Annotated in this window: 12 protein-coding genes; 10 read left to right on the top strand and 2 right to left on the bottom strand. The window is 59.5% G+C overall.

Features of this window, described 5'->3' with window-relative positions:
- Positions 1-239 precede the first annotated feature (239 nt).
- The 10 genes from AB839_RS19800 (at position 240) to AB839_RS21615 (ending at position 13,529) form a co-directional block, all read left to right on the top strand.
- Positions 240-1,490: a TolC family protein gene (locus AB839_RS19800; protein WP_012478646.1), complete on the top strand. Its 1,251-nt coding sequence runs from the start codon at positions 240-242 to the stop codon at positions 1,488-1,490.
- Positions 1,487-2,722 (top strand): efflux RND transporter periplasmic adaptor subunit, encoded by a 1,236-nt coding sequence (locus tag AB839_RS19795; RefSeq protein ID WP_005411786.1) that lies wholly within the window; start codon positions 1,487-1,489, stop codon positions 2,720-2,722. Before AB839_RS19800 ends, AB839_RS19795 begins: the two co-directional genes overlap by 4 nt.
- A 9-nt stretch (positions 2,723-2,731) precedes the next feature.
- Entirely contained in the window at positions 2,732-5,869 is a 3,138-nt protein-coding gene (locus AB839_RS19790; RefSeq protein ID WP_012478645.1) for a CusA/CzcA family heavy metal efflux RND transporter, read from the top strand.
- The gene (locus tag AB839_RS19785) at positions 5,866-6,597 is read left to right on the top strand and encodes a HupE/UreJ family protein (RefSeq protein ID WP_012478644.1); all 732 of its coding nucleotides are present in this window, start codon (positions 5,866-5,868) and stop codon (positions 6,595-6,597) included. Before AB839_RS19790 ends, AB839_RS19785 begins: the two co-directional genes overlap by 4 nt.
- Positions 6,598-6,616: 19 nt before the next feature.
- Positions 6,617-7,255 (top strand): hypothetical protein, encoded by a 639-nt coding sequence (locus tag AB839_RS19780; protein WP_046272255.1) that lies wholly within the window; start codon positions 6,617-6,619, stop codon positions 7,253-7,255.
- A 39-nt stretch (positions 7,256-7,294) separates the two neighbouring features.
- Positions 7,295-7,534, top strand: coding sequence for a hypothetical protein (locus AB839_RS19775; RefSeq protein ID WP_005414985.1), 240 nt, complete (start codon positions 7,295-7,297; stop codon positions 7,532-7,534).
- Positions 7,535-7,699: 165 nt separating this feature from the next.
- Positions 7,700-9,034: an MFS transporter gene (locus AB839_RS19770; RefSeq protein WP_005414984.1), complete on the top strand. Its 1,335-nt coding sequence runs from the start codon at positions 7,700-7,702 to the stop codon at positions 9,032-9,034.
- 686 nt (positions 9,035-9,720) lie between these two features.
- Positions 9,721-11,448 (top strand): ATP-binding protein, encoded by a 1,728-nt coding sequence (locus AB839_RS19765; protein WP_005414983.1) that lies wholly within the window; start codon positions 9,721-9,723, stop codon positions 11,446-11,448.
- Positions 11,438-12,859, top strand: a complete 1,422-nt coding sequence (locus AB839_RS21320; RefSeq protein WP_012478642.1) for a UvrD-helicase domain-containing protein — start codon at positions 11,438-11,440, stop codon at positions 12,857-12,859. Before AB839_RS19765 ends, AB839_RS21320 begins: the two co-directional genes overlap by 11 nt.
- Positions 12,860-13,103: 244 nt before the next feature.
- On the top strand, positions 13,104-13,529 hold the full coding sequence (locus AB839_RS21615) for a hypothetical protein (protein ID WP_125892599.1): 426 nt from the start codon (positions 13,104-13,106) through the stop codon (positions 13,527-13,529).
- Here AB839_RS21615 and AB839_RS19755 read toward each other — a convergent pair.
- Entirely contained in the window at positions 13,492-15,564 is a 2,073-nt protein-coding gene (locus tag AB839_RS19755; RefSeq protein ID WP_005414981.1) for a hypothetical protein, read from the bottom strand. The two genes, AB839_RS21615 and AB839_RS19755, sit on opposite strands and share 38 nt — an antisense overlap.
- Before the next feature lie 38 nt (positions 15,565-15,602).
- Positions 15,603-16,941: hypothetical protein (locus AB839_RS21760; protein WP_061480644.1), on the bottom strand; the 1,339-nt coding region annotated here is incomplete at its 5' end.

The following is a 16,941-nucleotide window of genomic DNA, read 5'->3' as shown; positions in this document are numbered from 1 at the left end:
ACCAGGCCGATGTGAGCTTTGCCGGCATGCTGGTGTCTTCGAATCTGAACCTAGCAACTGTTCCGCCGGCATCTTTACTGCCCGGCCTGCACTCCGTCGATGAGCCCTCTGGTCATCGCGGCTCGCCATTCAGACCTCCGATCGTCTGACGACACCTGCCGCGCTGTAGCGGCCTGAGCGCGCTGTCCACCCAATGTTGGCCGGCAGCGCGTCGTCATGACCATCGTCGGAGATTTTCCGTGAAATTACGTAGTTTGTGGGCGCTCGCCATAGCCGGCGCCTACGGTGTGGCCGTGCCTGGCCATGCCGCTGAAGTGCTGCGCTTGGAGGATGTGGTCGCCCGCGCCCTCGGCACCCATCCCAGCGTCCAGGCAGACACCGCTCGACTGGAAGCTGTCAGAAGCCGGGCGGGCCGGGAGGCATTGCCTACGCCGCTCGTGCTGGGCGGCGAGCTTGAAAACGTGGCTGGCTCAGGCGGCCTGAGCGGCCTAGACGCCGCCGAATCCACCTTCCGCATCTCCAAGGTTCTAGAACTGGGTGGGAAGCGGGCTGCGCGCCAAGCGCTCGGCGGCGCCGAGGTGGACGCTGCCCGAAGCGAAGCGGACGTCACCCGTATCGCTATCGCAACTTTGGCCGCAGGGCGTTTCGTCGACGTGCTGGCCGCCCAGGAGCATGTCGAGCACGCCGAAGAGCGCATCAAAATGGCCAGCGCCATGCGCCGTGAAGTGGCCCGTTGGGTCGCGGCCGCCCGCAATCCCGACTCGGACCTGAGATCCGCCGAGATCGCCCTGCTCGATGCCGAGCTGAAGCGGGAGCAGGCATTGCAGGCTCTGGAAAGCGCGCGAATGTCGCTGGCTGCCACGTGGGGGGCGCCAAGTCCGGATTTCGGCTCGGTTGCAGGGGATACCGCGGTCCTTCCCCCTCTGGATGATTTTGATGATCTGAGCCGGCGCCTCGCCACGACACCACAACAGCGCGCCTTGGACGCTCAAGCCGGAGTTATAGATGCAAGGAGGGAGATCGCCCGCGCTAGCGCCAAGCCGGATGTCAGCGTTGGCCTCGGCATCCGCCGACTGGAAGCCACCAAGGACAGCGGCCTGGTGATGTCCGTCTCCGTCCCGTTGGGGAGCCGTCGGCGATCGGACTTCTCCGTGGCTGAAGCGGACTACGAACTCACCTCTCTCAAATACCGGCGCCAGGCGCAGATGCTGGAAATGCGTCAGGAGCTGTTTGGCATCTACCAACAGCTCAAGCAAGCGCAATCGGAAGTGGAGTCAGTGCGCCAGCGTCAGTTGCCAAAGGCCCAGCAGGCCTTTGATCAGAGCCGCAGGGGCTTTGAGGAAGGACGCTTCTCCTTCCTGGTACTCAGCCAGGCTCAGCAAAGGCTCTTCGATCTTCGCGAACGGGAAGTCGAAGCCGCCGCGCGCTATCTCCGTCTCCTGGTCGAGGCCGACCGCCTCACCGCTTCTGCCTTGGACATTCGCCCATGAACCGATACGTATTCCTGATCCTGCTTCCAATTGCCCTGGCTGCGTGCGGTGGCAACGAATCGTCGCAACGAGCAAAGCCAGAGGACACTGCTGCGACCGCAGGCGACTATGAGCGAGGGCCGCATCGCGGTCGCATGCTTCGCGACGGCGACTTCGCCCTTGAAGTAACTGTTTACGAAACCAATACCCCGCCTCATTTCCGGCTGTATGCCTATCGCAACGACAAACCGCTGGCACCTGGAGAAGTCAAAGCGACGATACAACTCAAGCGTCTGGACGGCGAAGTCAACAACTTCAGCTTTATTCCAGAGAAGGACTACCTGGTCGGCAGCGGGGAGGTGGTCGAGCCGCATTCCTTTGATGTCAAAGCCGATGCGGTGGTGGGTGGAAAGAACTACGCCTGGTCTTACGCCTCCTATGAAGGGCGCACCACGATAGATCCGAAAGCCGCTGCCGACGCAGGTGTCGTGGTCGAGTCCGCCGAACCGGGGACCATCCGGGACACCGTTTCCCTCATGGGCAACGTCGCGGTCGACACCGGCCGATTTGCTGCGGTCAAGGCACGCTTCCCTGGCGTGGTCCGCAGTGTGGCGGTCGAGATGGGACAACGCGTCTCGGCTGGTCAGACGTTGGCCACAGTCGAGGGCAATGACAGCATGCGGACCTACTCCGTCACGGCACCTTTCAGTGGAGTCGTACTCGCGCGCAGCACGTCGGTAGGCGATGTCGCTGCCGACAACACGCTGTTTGAAATTGCCGACCTTTCGGAGGTCTGGGTGGACCTGCGTGCGCTGGGAAGCGATGCCGAGCGACTGTCGCCAGGCCAGATGGTGACCATTCGCTCGGCAACAGGCGGTTTGGAAGCAACGGGAAAGCTGCAGGGCATCCTTCCGTTGGCCAGCGCTGGCCAGACCGTGGTGGCACGTGTGGCCCTTACCAACAGCGAGGGCAGGTGGCGACCAGGAATGGCCGTATCCGCCGAAGTCGTCATCGCGGAAACGGAGGTTCCATTAACAGTAAAGGAATCGGGCCTGCAGCGTTTTCGGGACTTCACCGTGGTATTCGCCCAAGTGGGCAACAGCTATGAGGTGCGGATGCTTGAACTGGGTAGGCGCGATGGCGATCGCGTGGAGGTACTGAAAGGGCTTAAGCCGGGAACCCGGTACGTTTCCGAGCAGAGCTACCTGATTCGTGCCGACATCGAAAAGTCCGGCGCAAGCCACGACCACTAAGGACGCACCATGCTAGAGCGAATCATTCGCGCGTCTATCGCGCACAGATGGCTTGTGCTCCTTCTGGTCCTGGCCCTCTCAGGCCTTGGGATCTGGAACTACAGCAAGCTTCCCATCGACGCCGTTCCTGACATTACCAATGTCCAGGTGCAGATCAACACCGAAGCTCCGGGCTACTCACCGCTGGAGGCCGAGCAACGGGTCACCTTCCCGGTCGAAACAGCGTTGGCCGGGTTGGCAAAGCTGGAATACACCCGTTCCATCTCACGCTACGGCCTGTCTCAGGTCACGGTCGTGTTTGAAGATGGCACAGATATCTACTTCGCCCGTCAGCAGGTCGCAGAGAGACTTCAGCAAGCGGGATCCCAATTGCCCGTGGGACTAAAGCCAAGCCTTGGACCGGTAGCGACGGGCCTGGGTGAGATCTTCATGTACACCGTGGAAGCGGAGTCCGGTGCTGAAGAGACGTGGACACCAATGGCGCTTCGTACGCTGCAGGACTGGGTGATCCGACCGCAGATGCGCCACTTGAAAGGCGTAACCGAGGTCAACACCGTCGGAGGCTATGTTCGCCAGTTTCACATCACGCCGGACCCGAAGAAGCTCCAAGCATACGGACTGACGCTGCAGGATGTGCTCGAAGCCGTGGCCCGCAGCAACACTAACGTGGGTGCCGGCTACATCGAGAAAAGCGGTGAGCAGTACTTGGTACGCGTGCCGGGCCAAGTGGCCGACATGGCGGGTTTGCGCAAGATCGTAGTGGCTAACCGTGATGGCATGCCATTGCGTGTTGGCGATCTGGCAGAAGTTGTAGAAGGCACCGAACTTCGTACAGGCGCGGCAACCAAGGATGGCAACGAAGTGGTCCTTGGTACGGCGTTCATGCTCATCGGCGAAAACAGCCGGGACGTGGCTCAGCGAACCGCGGCCAAGCTCAAGGACATCGACGCTACGCTGCCTGACGGCGTTCGGGCGCATCCTGTGTATGACAGAACCGAACTGGTGGATCGGACCATCGAGACGGTGAAGAAGAACCTCCTCGAAGGCGCCTTGCTCGTCATCGCGGTGCTCTTCCTGCTTTTGGGCAATCTTCGTGCGGCACTGATCACTGCGGCGGTCATTCCATTGACGATGCTGCTGACGATCACAGGCATGGTCCAGAATCGCGTCTCTGCGAATCTGATGAGCCTGGGCGCACTGGATTTTGGCTTGATCGTCGATGGGGCAGTCATCATCGTAGAGAACTGCCTGCGTCGCTTTGGCGAGCGGCAACACCTTCAGGGCCGTTTGTTGACTCGGGAAGAACGATTTTCCTTGGCGGCAAGTGCCAGTGCAGAGGTGATCAAGCCAAGCCTGTTCGGCCTTTTCATCATCGCGGCGGTCTACATCCCGATCTTTGCCCTCTCCGGCGTGGAAGGGAAGATGTTCCACCCGATGGCGCTTACCGTGGTCATCGCGCTTACCGGTGCCATGGCACTGTCCTTGACATTCGTGCCTGCCGCTGTGGCTCAGTTCGTAACGGGAAAGGTTTCGGAGAAGGAAACCAAAGCCATGCGCCGAGTCACCAACGTGTATGGCCCGATGCTTGAGCGTGCCGTCAATGCACGCAAGGTAGTGGTGGCCTCTGCTGCGGTGCTCACCGTCCTGGCGGGCCTGCTTGCAAGTCGCCTCGGCACCGAGTTCATTCCGAACCTGGATGAGGGCGATATCGCCTTGCATGCGCTTCGAATTCCAGGGACCAGCTTGACCCAGGCGATCGGCATGCAACGTCAGCTGGAAGCGGCGATCAAACAGTTCCCCGAGGTAGATGAAGTCGTCGCAAAGATCGGCACTGCCGAGGTGGCCACCGATCCCATGCCCCCCTCCGTAGCCGACACCTTCATCATGCTCAAAGATCGGGACCAATGGCCTGATCCGCGCAAGCCGAAGGCACAGCTTGTTGCCGAGCTCGAGAAAGTGGTTCGCGCCATTCCTGGCAACAACTATGAGTTCACCCAGCCGGTGCAGATGCGGATGAACGAGCTCATTGCGGGCGTTCGGGCTGAGGTTGCTGTCAAGCTGTACGGCGACGACCTGGAGCAACTGGCAACCATCGGCAGCCAGGTAGAGAACGTTGCCAGTGAGATCCAGGGAGCGGCCGACGTGAAACTTGAGCAGATCACCGGTCTGCCATTGATGACGATCACGCCGGACCTGGATGCACTTGCACGATACGGCGTAGCCATTGACGACGTGCAGAAGACCATCTCGGTGGCGCTGGGAGGTGAATCGGTCGGCCAGGTGTTCGAAGGCGATCGGCGCTTCGATATCGTGGTTCGTCTGTCGGAGAACCTTCGCCAGGACGTCCGGACACTGGCGTCACTACCTGTGGCCGTCGCGCCCGGGGTGAGCACAGGCCAAGAGCGCAGCTTCGTGCCGCTGGGCCAGTTGGCCAAGGTCGAGATCGCGCCTGGTCCGAACCAGATCAGCCGTGAGAATGGTAAACGCAGGGTGGTGATCACAAGCAATGTGCGCGGGCGCGACTTAGGGTCCTTTGTCGAGGAGTTGCGCACCAAGGTCGGACAGGAGGTCCAGCTGCCGGAAGGGTACTGGATCGAGTACGGCGGCACGTTTGAGCAGTTGATCTCGGCAAGCAAGCGGCTGTCCGTCGTCGTGCCAGTGGTTCTGGTGATGATCTTCGGATTGTTGTTCATGGCATTCGGCTCAGGGAAGGACGCTGCGATCGTATTCAGTGGCGTGCCGCTTGCACTGACCGGGGGCGTGGTGGCGCTGTGGCTGCGCGACATTCCCATGTCCATCTCCGCAGGTGTGGGCTTCATCGCTCTTTCGGGCGTTGCCGTGCTCAATGGCCTGGTAATGATCAGCTTCATCAAGAACCTGCGGGAAGAAGGCGTCCCCCTGCACAAGGCTGTCACCGAAGGTGCTCTTACCCGCCTCCGGCCAGTCCTGATGACGGCCTTGGTGGCGAGTCTGGGCTTCCTTCCTATGGCCCTGAACGTCGGTGCTGGCGCGGAAGTTCAGCGTCCGCTCGCCACTGTTGTTATCGGCGGAATCATCTCTTCAACGCTGCTGACACTTCTCGTGCTGCCGGCGCTGTATCGATTGGTTCACCGCGAAGATTCTGTTCTGGAAAGTCGCTCCTCATGAACCACCCGTCCCCTTTCTGCACAAGGAACTTGTCTTTGACTTCTTCCAACAAGCTCTTTGCTTGGCTTTCGATGCTTGCCGCAGTCCTCCTGCCGTTTGCGGCGTTCGCGCACGGTGTAAGCGAGGGAGACCAGGCCTTCCTTGAAGAAAGCACCGGTAGGCAACTGATCGCGTTTACCTACCTTGGCGCCAAGCACATGGTGACTGGATACGACCACCTTCTATTTCTGTTCGGGGTGATCTTCTTCCTATACCGCATGCGGGACGTGAGCATCTACGTCACCTTGTTCGCCATTGGCCACAGCACGACGCTGCTGCTCGGCGTGCTCGGCGGCTTTCATGTCGACGCCTATCTGGTCGACGCGATCATCGGTCTCTCGGTGGTCTACAAGGCCTTGGACAACATGGGCGCGTTCAAGCGGTGGTTCGGCGTGCAACCCAACACCAAGATTGCAGTCCTTGTCTTCGGCTTCTTCCACGGCTTCGGCCTGGCCACGAAGCTTCAGGACTTCTCGCTATCGCCGGACGGGCTGGTCCCCAACATGCTTGCGTTCAACGTGGGCGTTGAGCTCGGCCAACTTCTGGCGCTTGCCGGCATCTTGATCGTGATGGGCTTCTGGCGTCGGCTGCCTTCCTTCAACCGCCAGGCCTACGGCGTGAACACCATCTTGATGACGGCCGGCTTCGTGCTCATCGGCATGCAGCTCACCGGCTACTTCGCTTCCTGATTTCTGACCGAGACCCATCATGTCAATCACTATCAATCAACCACTTCCCACGACTGGCCGCCTGCTGAAGTCGACCCTTGTCGCTGCCGCCATTGCCGGCGCGCTTCTCGTTACGGCCGTTCTGCCGGCGGAGTACGGCATTGATCCCACCGGGATCGGCCGAGCGCTGGGCCTGACTGCCCTGGCAGACGGCGGAAGCACCGCCGCAGACCCGGCTACGCCGACGTCCTCGACAGCATCGGACGCAGCGACCACCTTGGCGGAAAAGGCTGCGGCTGCGTTCGGGGCGAACAAGGGGCAATCGCTTGATCCAGCCGCGGTATCGCTCACCAACGGTGAGCTTCGCCAGGACGCGATGACGATCACGCTGGAGCCGGGGAAAGGCAAAGAGGTCAAATCCCACATGGCTGCTGGCGCGGGAATGCTGTTCAGCTGGAAGGCGACCGGTGATGTAGCAGTCGATATGCATGGTGAGCGGCCCGACGTGAAGGGTGCATGGACCAGCTACGCCGTCGAAGCTGCGCAGCGGGAGGCGCACGGCACCTTCGTCGCGCCATTTGAAGGAACTCATGGGTGGTACTGGCAGAACCGAAGCGACACGCCGGTGACCGTGAGCATCGAACTTGTGGGCTACCAAGCCGACATCTATCAGCCGTAACACCCGGCACTTCGCCGACCCAACCCGAGGAGAAACAACATGAAAACTCATAGCGCAGTAATTGCCGGCCTGCTTTTCAGCATGTCCCTTTTCACCACGGCATCCGCTCATGATCCTGCCCTCCATGCCGATCCGGCTCCCCCGGCTGCTCCCAAGGCCAAGCCGACGACTTGCGAACAGCTTGCCGACCGTTCGAAGTACAAGGTGGACCTCAAGGATGCCCAGACCAAGGCGCTGAAGGAACGTTGCGACGCACAGGCAGCTCCGAAGAAGAAGTAAATCCACTCGGATTTAGCCAACGACCCTGCCATTCCGGCGGGGTCGTCACCTCGACCCGAACAGTGGTGGGCGTACACTCCGCCTGTCTGCCGCCTCTGCCCTGAATCCGGGCAAAAGGGCGCACACGGGTTGGTGCCGTCAGAACGTTGCTACCAGGACAATCCCATGCTCGAAGTACTGAGTCACCCGGCGTTTCGGCGCCTGTTTGGTGCCCAGATAGTCGCCCTGGTCGGAACCGGCTTGGCGACTGTCGCCCTTGCCCTCCTGGCCTACGACCTCGCTGGCAGCCAGGCCGGAGCGGTGTTGGGCACCGCGCTGGCGATCAAGATGGTCGTGTACGTGACCTTGGCGCCCGTTTCAGGAGCGTTGGTCCCTGCACGGCTGCGCAAGCGGGTGCTGATCGCACTCGATCTGGTTCGTGCGGTTGTGGCGGTCTGCCTGCCCTTCGTCACCGAGATCTGGCAGGTGTATGTCCTCATCGCTGTGCTGCAGTCGGCATCGGCATGTTTCACGCCGCTGTTTCAATCCACCATCCCCGAAATTCTTCAAGAAGAGCGTGATTACACCCGTGCGCTCTCACTTTCCCGATTGGCATATGACCTTGAAAGCCTGCTGAGCCCGGCGCTTGCTGCCGCACTGCTGACGATCATTAGCTTCCACGGGCTGTTCGCTGGTACCTCGGTAGGTTTCATCCTCTCGGCGCTGCTCGTCGCGTCCACCACCTTCCCGGCCCTCGCTGCGGTCTCTTCCAAGGACGGTCCCTATGCCCGAGCCATCCGTGGAATGCGAATCTACCTCCGCACACCGCGATTGCAGGGCCTGCTCGCGTTGAACCTCTGCGCCGCAGCCGGCGGCGCGATGGTGTTCGTCAATACGGTGGTTATGGTCCGCACCGTTCTGGGCGGGGCGGAGGAGCAGGTTGCATGGGCGCTGGCGGCCTTCGGAGGCGGGTCCATGCTGGTCGCACTTCTTCTTCCGAAGGTTCTCGACCGCATTTCGGACCGGACAGTAATGTTGGCTGCAGGACTGTTCATGTCAGTTGTCCTGGTTACCTTCCTTGGCGTCTGGTTTGCCCTGAAGGGACATCCCGGGTGGACGGCGGTCATTCCGGCCTGGACGCTGCTGGGCATGGCGTATGCCGGCTTGGTTACCCCCGGCGGGCGGCTGCTGCGGCGTTCGGCTGAGTCCGCCGATCTACCATTCCTCTTCGCTGCCCAATTTTCCCTATCGCATGTTTGCTGGTTGATCGCCTATCCACTCGCCGGGTGGGTTGGTGCGCGCTACGGCTTGCATGTTGCCTTGGCCGCCTTGGGGATTCTGGCCACACTCGGTTTGGTCGCCGCGTGGCGCAGATGGCCGGCGCACGATCCAGAGGAGATAGCGCATAAGCACGAACATCTTGCTGAGGACGACCCGCACCTCTTGGCACACCGAGACGTGGATGGCACGCACCGTCACCGGTTTGTCATCGATCAACTTCACACACGCTGGCCAGGCTGACCAAGGCGCCAGGCGGGCGGCGAGCACGGAGCTACCTACTTGCGAGTTTGGTCGCAGACGTACAAGTCCATGTCGACGTCATATCGACACGCGCGCCCACATTCGTAAGATCCCACTTCCTGCGCCCCTGGCAGTGGAGGGCTATTTCTCAGGGCGGCTATTGCAGCCGCCTGGCAATGCTCGAAGGTGTCGTAATCGCCATAAACAGCGTGACGGACTTCCTGAGTGGACGCGCCGGGCGGATAGACAAAGGCAGTCCAGCGCCCCTGGGACCCGCCGCAAGAAACCGCGACTATGGCGACGCCGACGGTTAAGGTTGTCCGACCGATGTCCATGGCCGAATCCTAGCACCGCCGCGCGCCGGGCGGACACCAGCTTAAGCCTATTCAGCTTCGCGAACCAATTTCCTTCGCTCAGGGAAGTCCGCTGTTGGCGATGAACGGACCTCCGTCGCCTGCAAGCGGGCAGGTGACCACGGAAGAAGCGACCTGGAACCGCTCTCTCAGTGTTGCCGCGTTACAGGTTAGGGAAGTTCGCGAAGCAGCTCGGCGTGGCGCCAAGTTCCACCAATGAGCCAATGACTGGCAGAACGCTTTAGGGCTAGGATTGCCTCAGGGGCGTAGTAGGAGTTGGTGTCAGTCTGCGTCCTACACGGACCGTTGACCAAGCCTCTTACAGGACGCCCCATGCCTCGAATTCGCCATTTGGCCATTCGGAACTTTCGATCCATCAAGGCGCTCGACTGGTCGCCCGCCCCGGGCATCAACTGTTTGATCGGTCCTGGCGATAGTGGCAAGTCCACCATCCTCGATGCCATCGACCTGTGCTTGGGTGCTCGACGAAGCATTTCCTTCGGCGACATGGACTTTTTTGACCTCGATGTCTCAGAGCCCATTCGTATTGCCGTGACATTCGGGGAACTGCCGGCATCGCTGATGGACATTGATGTCTATGGCGACTTCTTGCGAGGATTCGATTCGGTATTTGACACCCTAGAAGACGAACCCGCCGCGGGGTTGGAGACAGTGCTTACGCTGCTGCTTCAAGTCGGGGCGGACCTTGAGCCCAGCTGGACGCTGATCTCCGATAGGTCGCTTCAACAAGGCTTGGAACGAAGCCTGCCTTGGAAAGAACGCATCGTGTTAGCTCCGGCACGCATCGGCAGCTTTACAAGCTCCAACTTATCTTGGAGCCGCGGGTCGGTGCTCAACCGGCTAACAGACGAGCGCGCAGAATTGGGAGCCCAGCTCGCTCTAGCAGCGCGTCAGGCGCGCGCCAACTTTGGCGCTCAAGCATCGCCCCACCTGAGTCAGACACTCGGAATCGTCCGGACAACTGCCCAGAGCCTTGGAGTTGACGTCGGATCGATGCCGCAGGCCTTACTCGACTCGCACTCCGTCTCCATCGGCGAAGGCGCCATCGCGCTTCACAGCGAGGCAGGCATCCCCCTTCGGTCCCTTGGTACGGGTTCTTCTCGACTCTTGGTGACGGGACTTCAACGGGCCGCGGCGGAGTCAGCGCCGATTGCCTTGGTGGATGAGGTGGAATATGGGTTAGAGCCCCATCGGCTCATGCGGCTGCTGGATTCCTTGGGAGCCAAGGAGACGCCGCCGCCTCTCCAAGCGTTTCTCACAACACACTCCCCTGTGGCACTTCGTGAGCTTTCAGGTGAGCAGCTGCTTGTAGTTCGGCCACGACCGGCTGGCCATGTCGTCATTTCCGCTGGCTCGACCGACGAGATTCAAAGCACGCTGCGCACTGACCCGGAGGCCTTTCTGGCGAAGTCTGTGATTGTGTGCGAGGGAGCAAGCGAGGTAGGGTTTGTGCGTGGCCTCGATCTATGGGGGGTAGCCAGCAAAGAATCCTCTTTCTTGGCTTTAGGTGGTGCATACGTCAATGCAGGCGGAGGCACTCCGGACAACGCTTTTGCCCGAGCGACTGCGCTTATGGATCTGGGTTACCGAGTCCTCGTCTTCATAGACGCTGACAAACCTGCCGCTCCAGGTGTTGCAGAAGCATATCTTCAATCAGGCGGCAGCCTCGTGACTTGGCGGGCAGGAATGACGTTGGAGGACGAGCTGTTCCTCTGCCTTCCTGACACATCGATTGATGCCCTGCTCCTGAAGGCTAAAGAGCGTGTTGGCGAAGATCTTATGAACCAACAGCTGGTTGCCAAATCGAACGGTCTAACAACTTTGGCGTCCATCGAAGCGCTGAGGCCGAATTCACCCTATCCGCCTGATATTCGCGTACTGCTTGGCGAAGTCTCCCGTATCAAAAAGAATAGCTGGTTCAAGTCGCTTACGACTTACCAGTCAATCGTCCTGGATATCGTCTCTCGGGGCTACGCAAACGCGGACGCTAGCTTCAAGGCAGTAGTAGACCAACTCTGGGCCTTTACCCGTGCTGCCTGAAATCGATCTGCTAGCTATCCAACGCGGATCGATCACCGCCCCAGCAGGATGCGGCAAAACCCAGCTGATTGCCGAGGCGCTGGCATCCCACTCTGGGAACAGACCGATCCTTGTTCTGACTCACACAAATGCTGGCGTCACCGCGTTGAGGACACGCTTGAAACGCGCGGGGGTGCCCAGCTCTGCCTATCGGCTGTCGACGATTGATGGATTCGCTATGCGTCTCATCGCCAAGTTCCCGGCGCGCAGTGGCCATCATCCCCAACTCTTGGAGCTCAACAACGCGGGTAGCGACTACCCCGCGATCCGTGAATCATTCCGGCAACTCTTGGACTCGGGGCATATCGCTGCACCCATCGCAGCCACTTACGCCCGGCTTTTGGTTGACGAGTATCAGGATTGCAGCACCGTTCAGCACTCCATCGTGTCCACCCTCGCTGCGCTTTTGCCCACGTGCGTCCTCGGTGACCCTCTGCAGGCCATCTTCGGATTTGGCGGAAATCGGCTGGTTCACTGGGAACAAGACGTTCAATCGTCCTTCCCAGCAGCGGGTAGCCTTCGAACCCCTTGGCGCTGGCAAATTGCAGGTAATGAAGAGCTGGGCCAGTGGCTGCTATCCCAAAGGCATGCTCTTACGGCCGGCTTACCCATTGATCTAACTACGGCTCCGTCATCCGTTCGTTGGATCCAGCTGGTTGCCGGTAGTGAAGTGCAGCAAAGATTGACTGCGGCACGGACCAATGCGCCTGGTAGCCAAGGAACGGTTCTGGTAATTGGCGAGTCCATGAATGTTCAAGGCCGCCACCAACTCACCAGCCAAACGCCTGGGGCAATGGCGGTAGAAGCCGTGGACATGCGAGACCTCGTCAACTTCGCCAGGCAATTCAATCTTCAGGCTCCTAGTGCGCTGCAAGACTTGGCCACCTTCTCCGCTCTCATGATGACGGGCGTCGGCACGGCGAATCTAGTGACGCGTGTCGGTACCATTCGTAGAGGGAGAGCCAGGACACCTCCAACTCCTGTAGAAGCTGAGGCAGTCGCCTTTGAGTCCGAGCGGACCATGACGCGCGCCTTGCGGCTGGTGGACGCTTTGGCCGAACAGACAGGCACTCGGGTCTATCGGCCCGAGATTCTGCACTGCTGTCGATCAGCCATGCGAAGCGTTATCAACGGAGAGCAAGATCTATTAGGAGCCGCACTTCATGCCCGCGAGCGAAATCGTCACCTCAGCCGCCCCATTGCGCGCAGAGCAGTCGGCAGCACTCTCCTTCTGAAAGGTCTCGAGGCAGACATTGCCGTGGTCCTCTATCCGGAGAGCATGAGCGTGCAGAACCTCTATGTAGCCCTCACGCGTGGTGCGAAAGGGCTGGTGATCTGCTCCAGTACCCCAACGCTGACCCCGACCCCATAGCCTCAACCTAACCATTCTGCGCCCTATCAGGCACGAAGCTTTGCGGCGCTTCATCATTGCAATGGTCACAATGGACCTTGTCCCAAAGTCGTTGCTGAACATCTGGGTCTGAAGAACGTGGGTCTCGCCGGGCAGCGACTGCATCAGGATTGATTTCAAGGTTCTCCTTGTCCCACCTAGATGATTGGGCGGCGAAGGTGGCGTAGGCTATCTGCTTACCAATGATGCGTCAGCGGACAGCAGAATGAGCAGACCCAACTCAGTAGAGGATAAGGCATTGGCCGCTCTTGACCGCCTGGTGAAGCGACGCCCGACCAATGAACTGCTGAAGGCAAAGATGGCCGCAGGTCATCGGATCATCACGCCTACCGCGGTCGCGGCAGAGGCAGGAGTAAATAGAGGGAGCTTTGGATCAAGGCACGCTCGACTTGGGCACGTCTGGCTTAAAATTCAGGAGCTGGCTGAGGAGGAGAGGCGAGGCTCAGTAGCTGAAGAGCTCGCCAGGGTTAAGGCTGAGAACGCAAGGTTGAAGGCTCTGCTTTACAAGACCAACATCCACAACGCATCTCTCCAACTCGCAGTGTCCCGGCTTCAGAAGCAGAGTACCAAGAGAGACGATGGAGCAAATGTCGTCAACTTTCGCCGGAACGATCGGAAGCGTCCCCGGTAGCGTTGGATATCATCCTCAGCACTGCTCGACTCTGAACAACACGGCTCATAGCAATCTTGGAATACTGATCCCTAGAGTTGGTCCGCTCCATCTGGACAATGGCCTGATTTTTCAGGAGGCGATCCTCCCAAAAGTCCTTATGCTCTGGCAGGATGATGCAGCACTTGCACCCCGCGCACAGGCCGGGCGACCGTAGGCCGAAGTTCGGCGAGGCGCGGACAGTGAGGAGGCTTGCTTGTGGGTTGCAGCTGGAACGGTCAGGCAACATATCAATCAGGCAACTTGCGTAGGTCCCTGTCCATATCCGCAGGTCGGTGAGTTTCACGTATGCCACGGCCTTATCGATCGGCGTCTCTCCGTCCATCTTGGACAGTGCCTCGGTCATTGATTCGGCATGCTGCATGAGAAGACGCTGCGCCGGTCCACCTCCGATCGGCCTGCCGAGGGTGATTTGAACTAGGAACCGAGAGGTCTCCATGACTCTCTCTCCTTCCAAGTTCTCGAGCAGAGCCGCATCGTTTCCAATGTACCCTTGATCCGTGATCTGCTCGCTCATGTGACGGAAGTGCGTCCGTAGCGCTGGCATTAGTTCCGGCTTGGATCGGAACACATAGTGCGCAAAGGTGATCCTCCATCGCTGCGGGCGTAGGTACCTCACCTCGTAAACAGCTTGCGTCGTTTCGATGCCACGCTTCTTCGTGAGGGCTTCGACGGCAAACTCACGTTGCAGCAGAGAATTTCTGGATGCTGTCATTCGGCCGATTCCATCGGGACCCGATGGAAGGGACTTGGCGTGGGAGAAGCTGAGCATCAGTGACTTAGTGCCCGATAGTGCTCGCCAAGGCTCCATTAGCCGCACCAGCACCTCGACGGATTTCAGCACGATCGGCAGGTGATTCGTGCCCAACGGGCGCAGTCCGGCAGTCCACTCATGGCGAGTCGCTTCCCTTTTGGCGGAAATGCCACAGATGGAGAACACCTCCATTAGTCCGTCTAGCGACGTCACTGACTTGACCACACCGTGCTGTAGCGTCGGATCGTGGTCCAGGGAGAGGCCAATCAGCTCATGAGCTCGAATCCCGGTGCATCCCTGCAGCAAGACACTGCATGCGCTTTGAGTCATTAGTATTAGGCGTCTCAGGCCCTGAGTTCCGCTAATCTCGCGCTCGTCACCAGCGTCATCAATCCGATCTATGGTGGCCAATGGCTCATGCCAGGGTGTCAGTGTCCCTGGGATCGGGCTCATCTGGAACTCCTCGATGTGCCGTTTGATCTGACGAAAGCAGGCGATTCGTCTCGGTCCCGTAGCACTTCTTGCGTCGATCAGCATCGGGATGACCTCAGCCTGAAGTCTGATCACATCCTCCGAGCCGTACTCAATCCATTCACATGCGTAGGAAAGAATCGGTACCGAGATCTCGTCCGGGACAGGCATCAATCCACCCGTTCGAGCAAGCCCGAGCGGCTCTGTCACGACGTCGTAGGTCTTTCTTCCGTCAAACGGCGCTTCGCACGGTGCTTGTCCGCCTCTGGCGCGCAAGCTGTCCGCGATTTCGTAGATCTGTGTAAGTGGATGGATGAGTTTGTAGGCGGTCGCATGCGTCCACGCCCTGTCTCGACCGGCATCACTTCGGGCCGTCATGTACTGCTCTTCGAGACCTTCGACGTAGTCCCAGCTCATCGCCGTGGTGATATCGAAGAGGGAGTGGATCTCCCGCTCTCCCATGAACTTCACCAGCTCCCTCATGCCCATGTAAGTGCCAGGGATAGACCCAACCGTCATACGTACGGTGTCCTCAATGATGGCGGTCTTGAGGTAGCACTTCAGCTCAGAGAGCAGTCCTCTGTGCTTGTAGTCCGTGAGCAACTCTCCGCGTGCCACAGGGATTGCCCAGTCAACTGTGACAAACTCCTTCTGTTGGCCGACCGTGGTCTGGGCAAAGGTCCAGACATCACTGTCATAGTCAACTTGGAAGGAAGGATGCAGGGTCGCTGCCTGCGCTGTTTCGACCTTTCTTGCTGCGGGCATAGCCATATCTCTAGAATTGATTCGCTAGTGGCGGTACAGCCGGACTATTCAAGTCCAGGCAGGGGCGTCAGCATGATCATCATCGCTGATTGTCGATTCGCAGTTGTGCTCACTGCTGGGATCCATGAATCGCGGAGAGCGAGATAGGCATTCTCGAACTTTCGCCTCCAGATCTCGCTGCCGAGCTCTGCCCTGGCTTCTTCGTATAGCTCCTGCAGTTGAAGAAAGCGCGCGAGCGCGTAGGCTTCGTTTGGATCAGCTGCGGCGAGCGGGCATGCAGGACAGGAACCATAGCTGGTGCAGAGCTTTCCATGGCGCTGCCCTGGTTGAGGACTTTGGAATGGATCTGCACAGCAGAAGCCCTGCGTGGCTGCCGTTTGCTCACGATCACTTCGGGCGGAGCGTGTGTCGATCTTTCCATTTGAAGTCACCCAGCGCTCCTGTGCGGTCATGGCTCCTGCCAGCTGTTCCTTTTGCCGATGCTGCATCGTGGTTGTCTGGTAACTGTCTTGACCAGTTGACAGTAGCCGATGGCCTAGCATTGCTCGGAGCTCGAAGGCGTCGCCGTCGGTCAGCCCATCAACCGCTTCGGAGAACGCAAGCCTGTTTGCTTGAGAGCCAGAGTACTTAAGCCCCCTTCGTTTGCAGAACAACGTGATGTAACCGGTCACCCGCGTGGTCACGTCGTCGGTTCTGGCTGAGTAGGAGTCGATGTGCATTCCTCGGCGCTTGTGCCGCCCGCCTTCGGAAACTGCGTGGAGGAAGAAGTCATTGGCAAGCTCACCAGCAGCGTAGTCTCTGATTCGTTTGGTCCAAGCAATAACGAAACTGATCAATCTTTCAGGCGCTAGCGGGTGATCGCTAGCGGGGAAGGCTGCTCGCTGTGTCGCGCCCTGAGCGGAACTTCCAGCCCTGCGCTTGGAGGACTTGATCACCGTTCGCTTTTGTCCAAGCGGGTAGTGCTCCGATATGCCATTCAGGGTGAGTGTTCTAAGTGGCTGCTCGTTGAAGCCCGAGTGCATGGCTAGTACGAGAAAGAATGGGATCAGATCGCCGCCGATCGGGTGCGCTAGTCTCCTCAGACGGAAGTACTCGCTTTCGCTGATCTTTCCTACGCCTGGGAGCTTGTGAACCGCGCCTTGGCGAGGAAGATGACCGTCAAAGTTTGCCAATATTTGAGCAATTGCCTCTGCCGGATCGCTTAGCGATACAGCGTCGCCCTTTTTCTTCTGAGCGAGGGCACTGTGAACCCTATCTAGAAGCGGCCACACTTCGTCCATTGTCGATATGCATTCTTCGACCGCCGCCTTCATGACGTTGGCCCAAGCCGCACGGTCCAGCTCTTTCGGCTTGCTCTTCCGTGGCAGTCCTGCGAACGGCTTT

This window comes from Stenotrophomonas sp. DDT-1 (assembly GCF_001580555.1).
GTDB classification, from domain to species: Bacteria; Pseudomonadota; Gammaproteobacteria; order Xanthomonadales; family Xanthomonadaceae; genus Stenotrophomonas; species Stenotrophomonas sepilia.
This window is presented reverse-complemented; position numbering and strand designations above follow the sequence as displayed.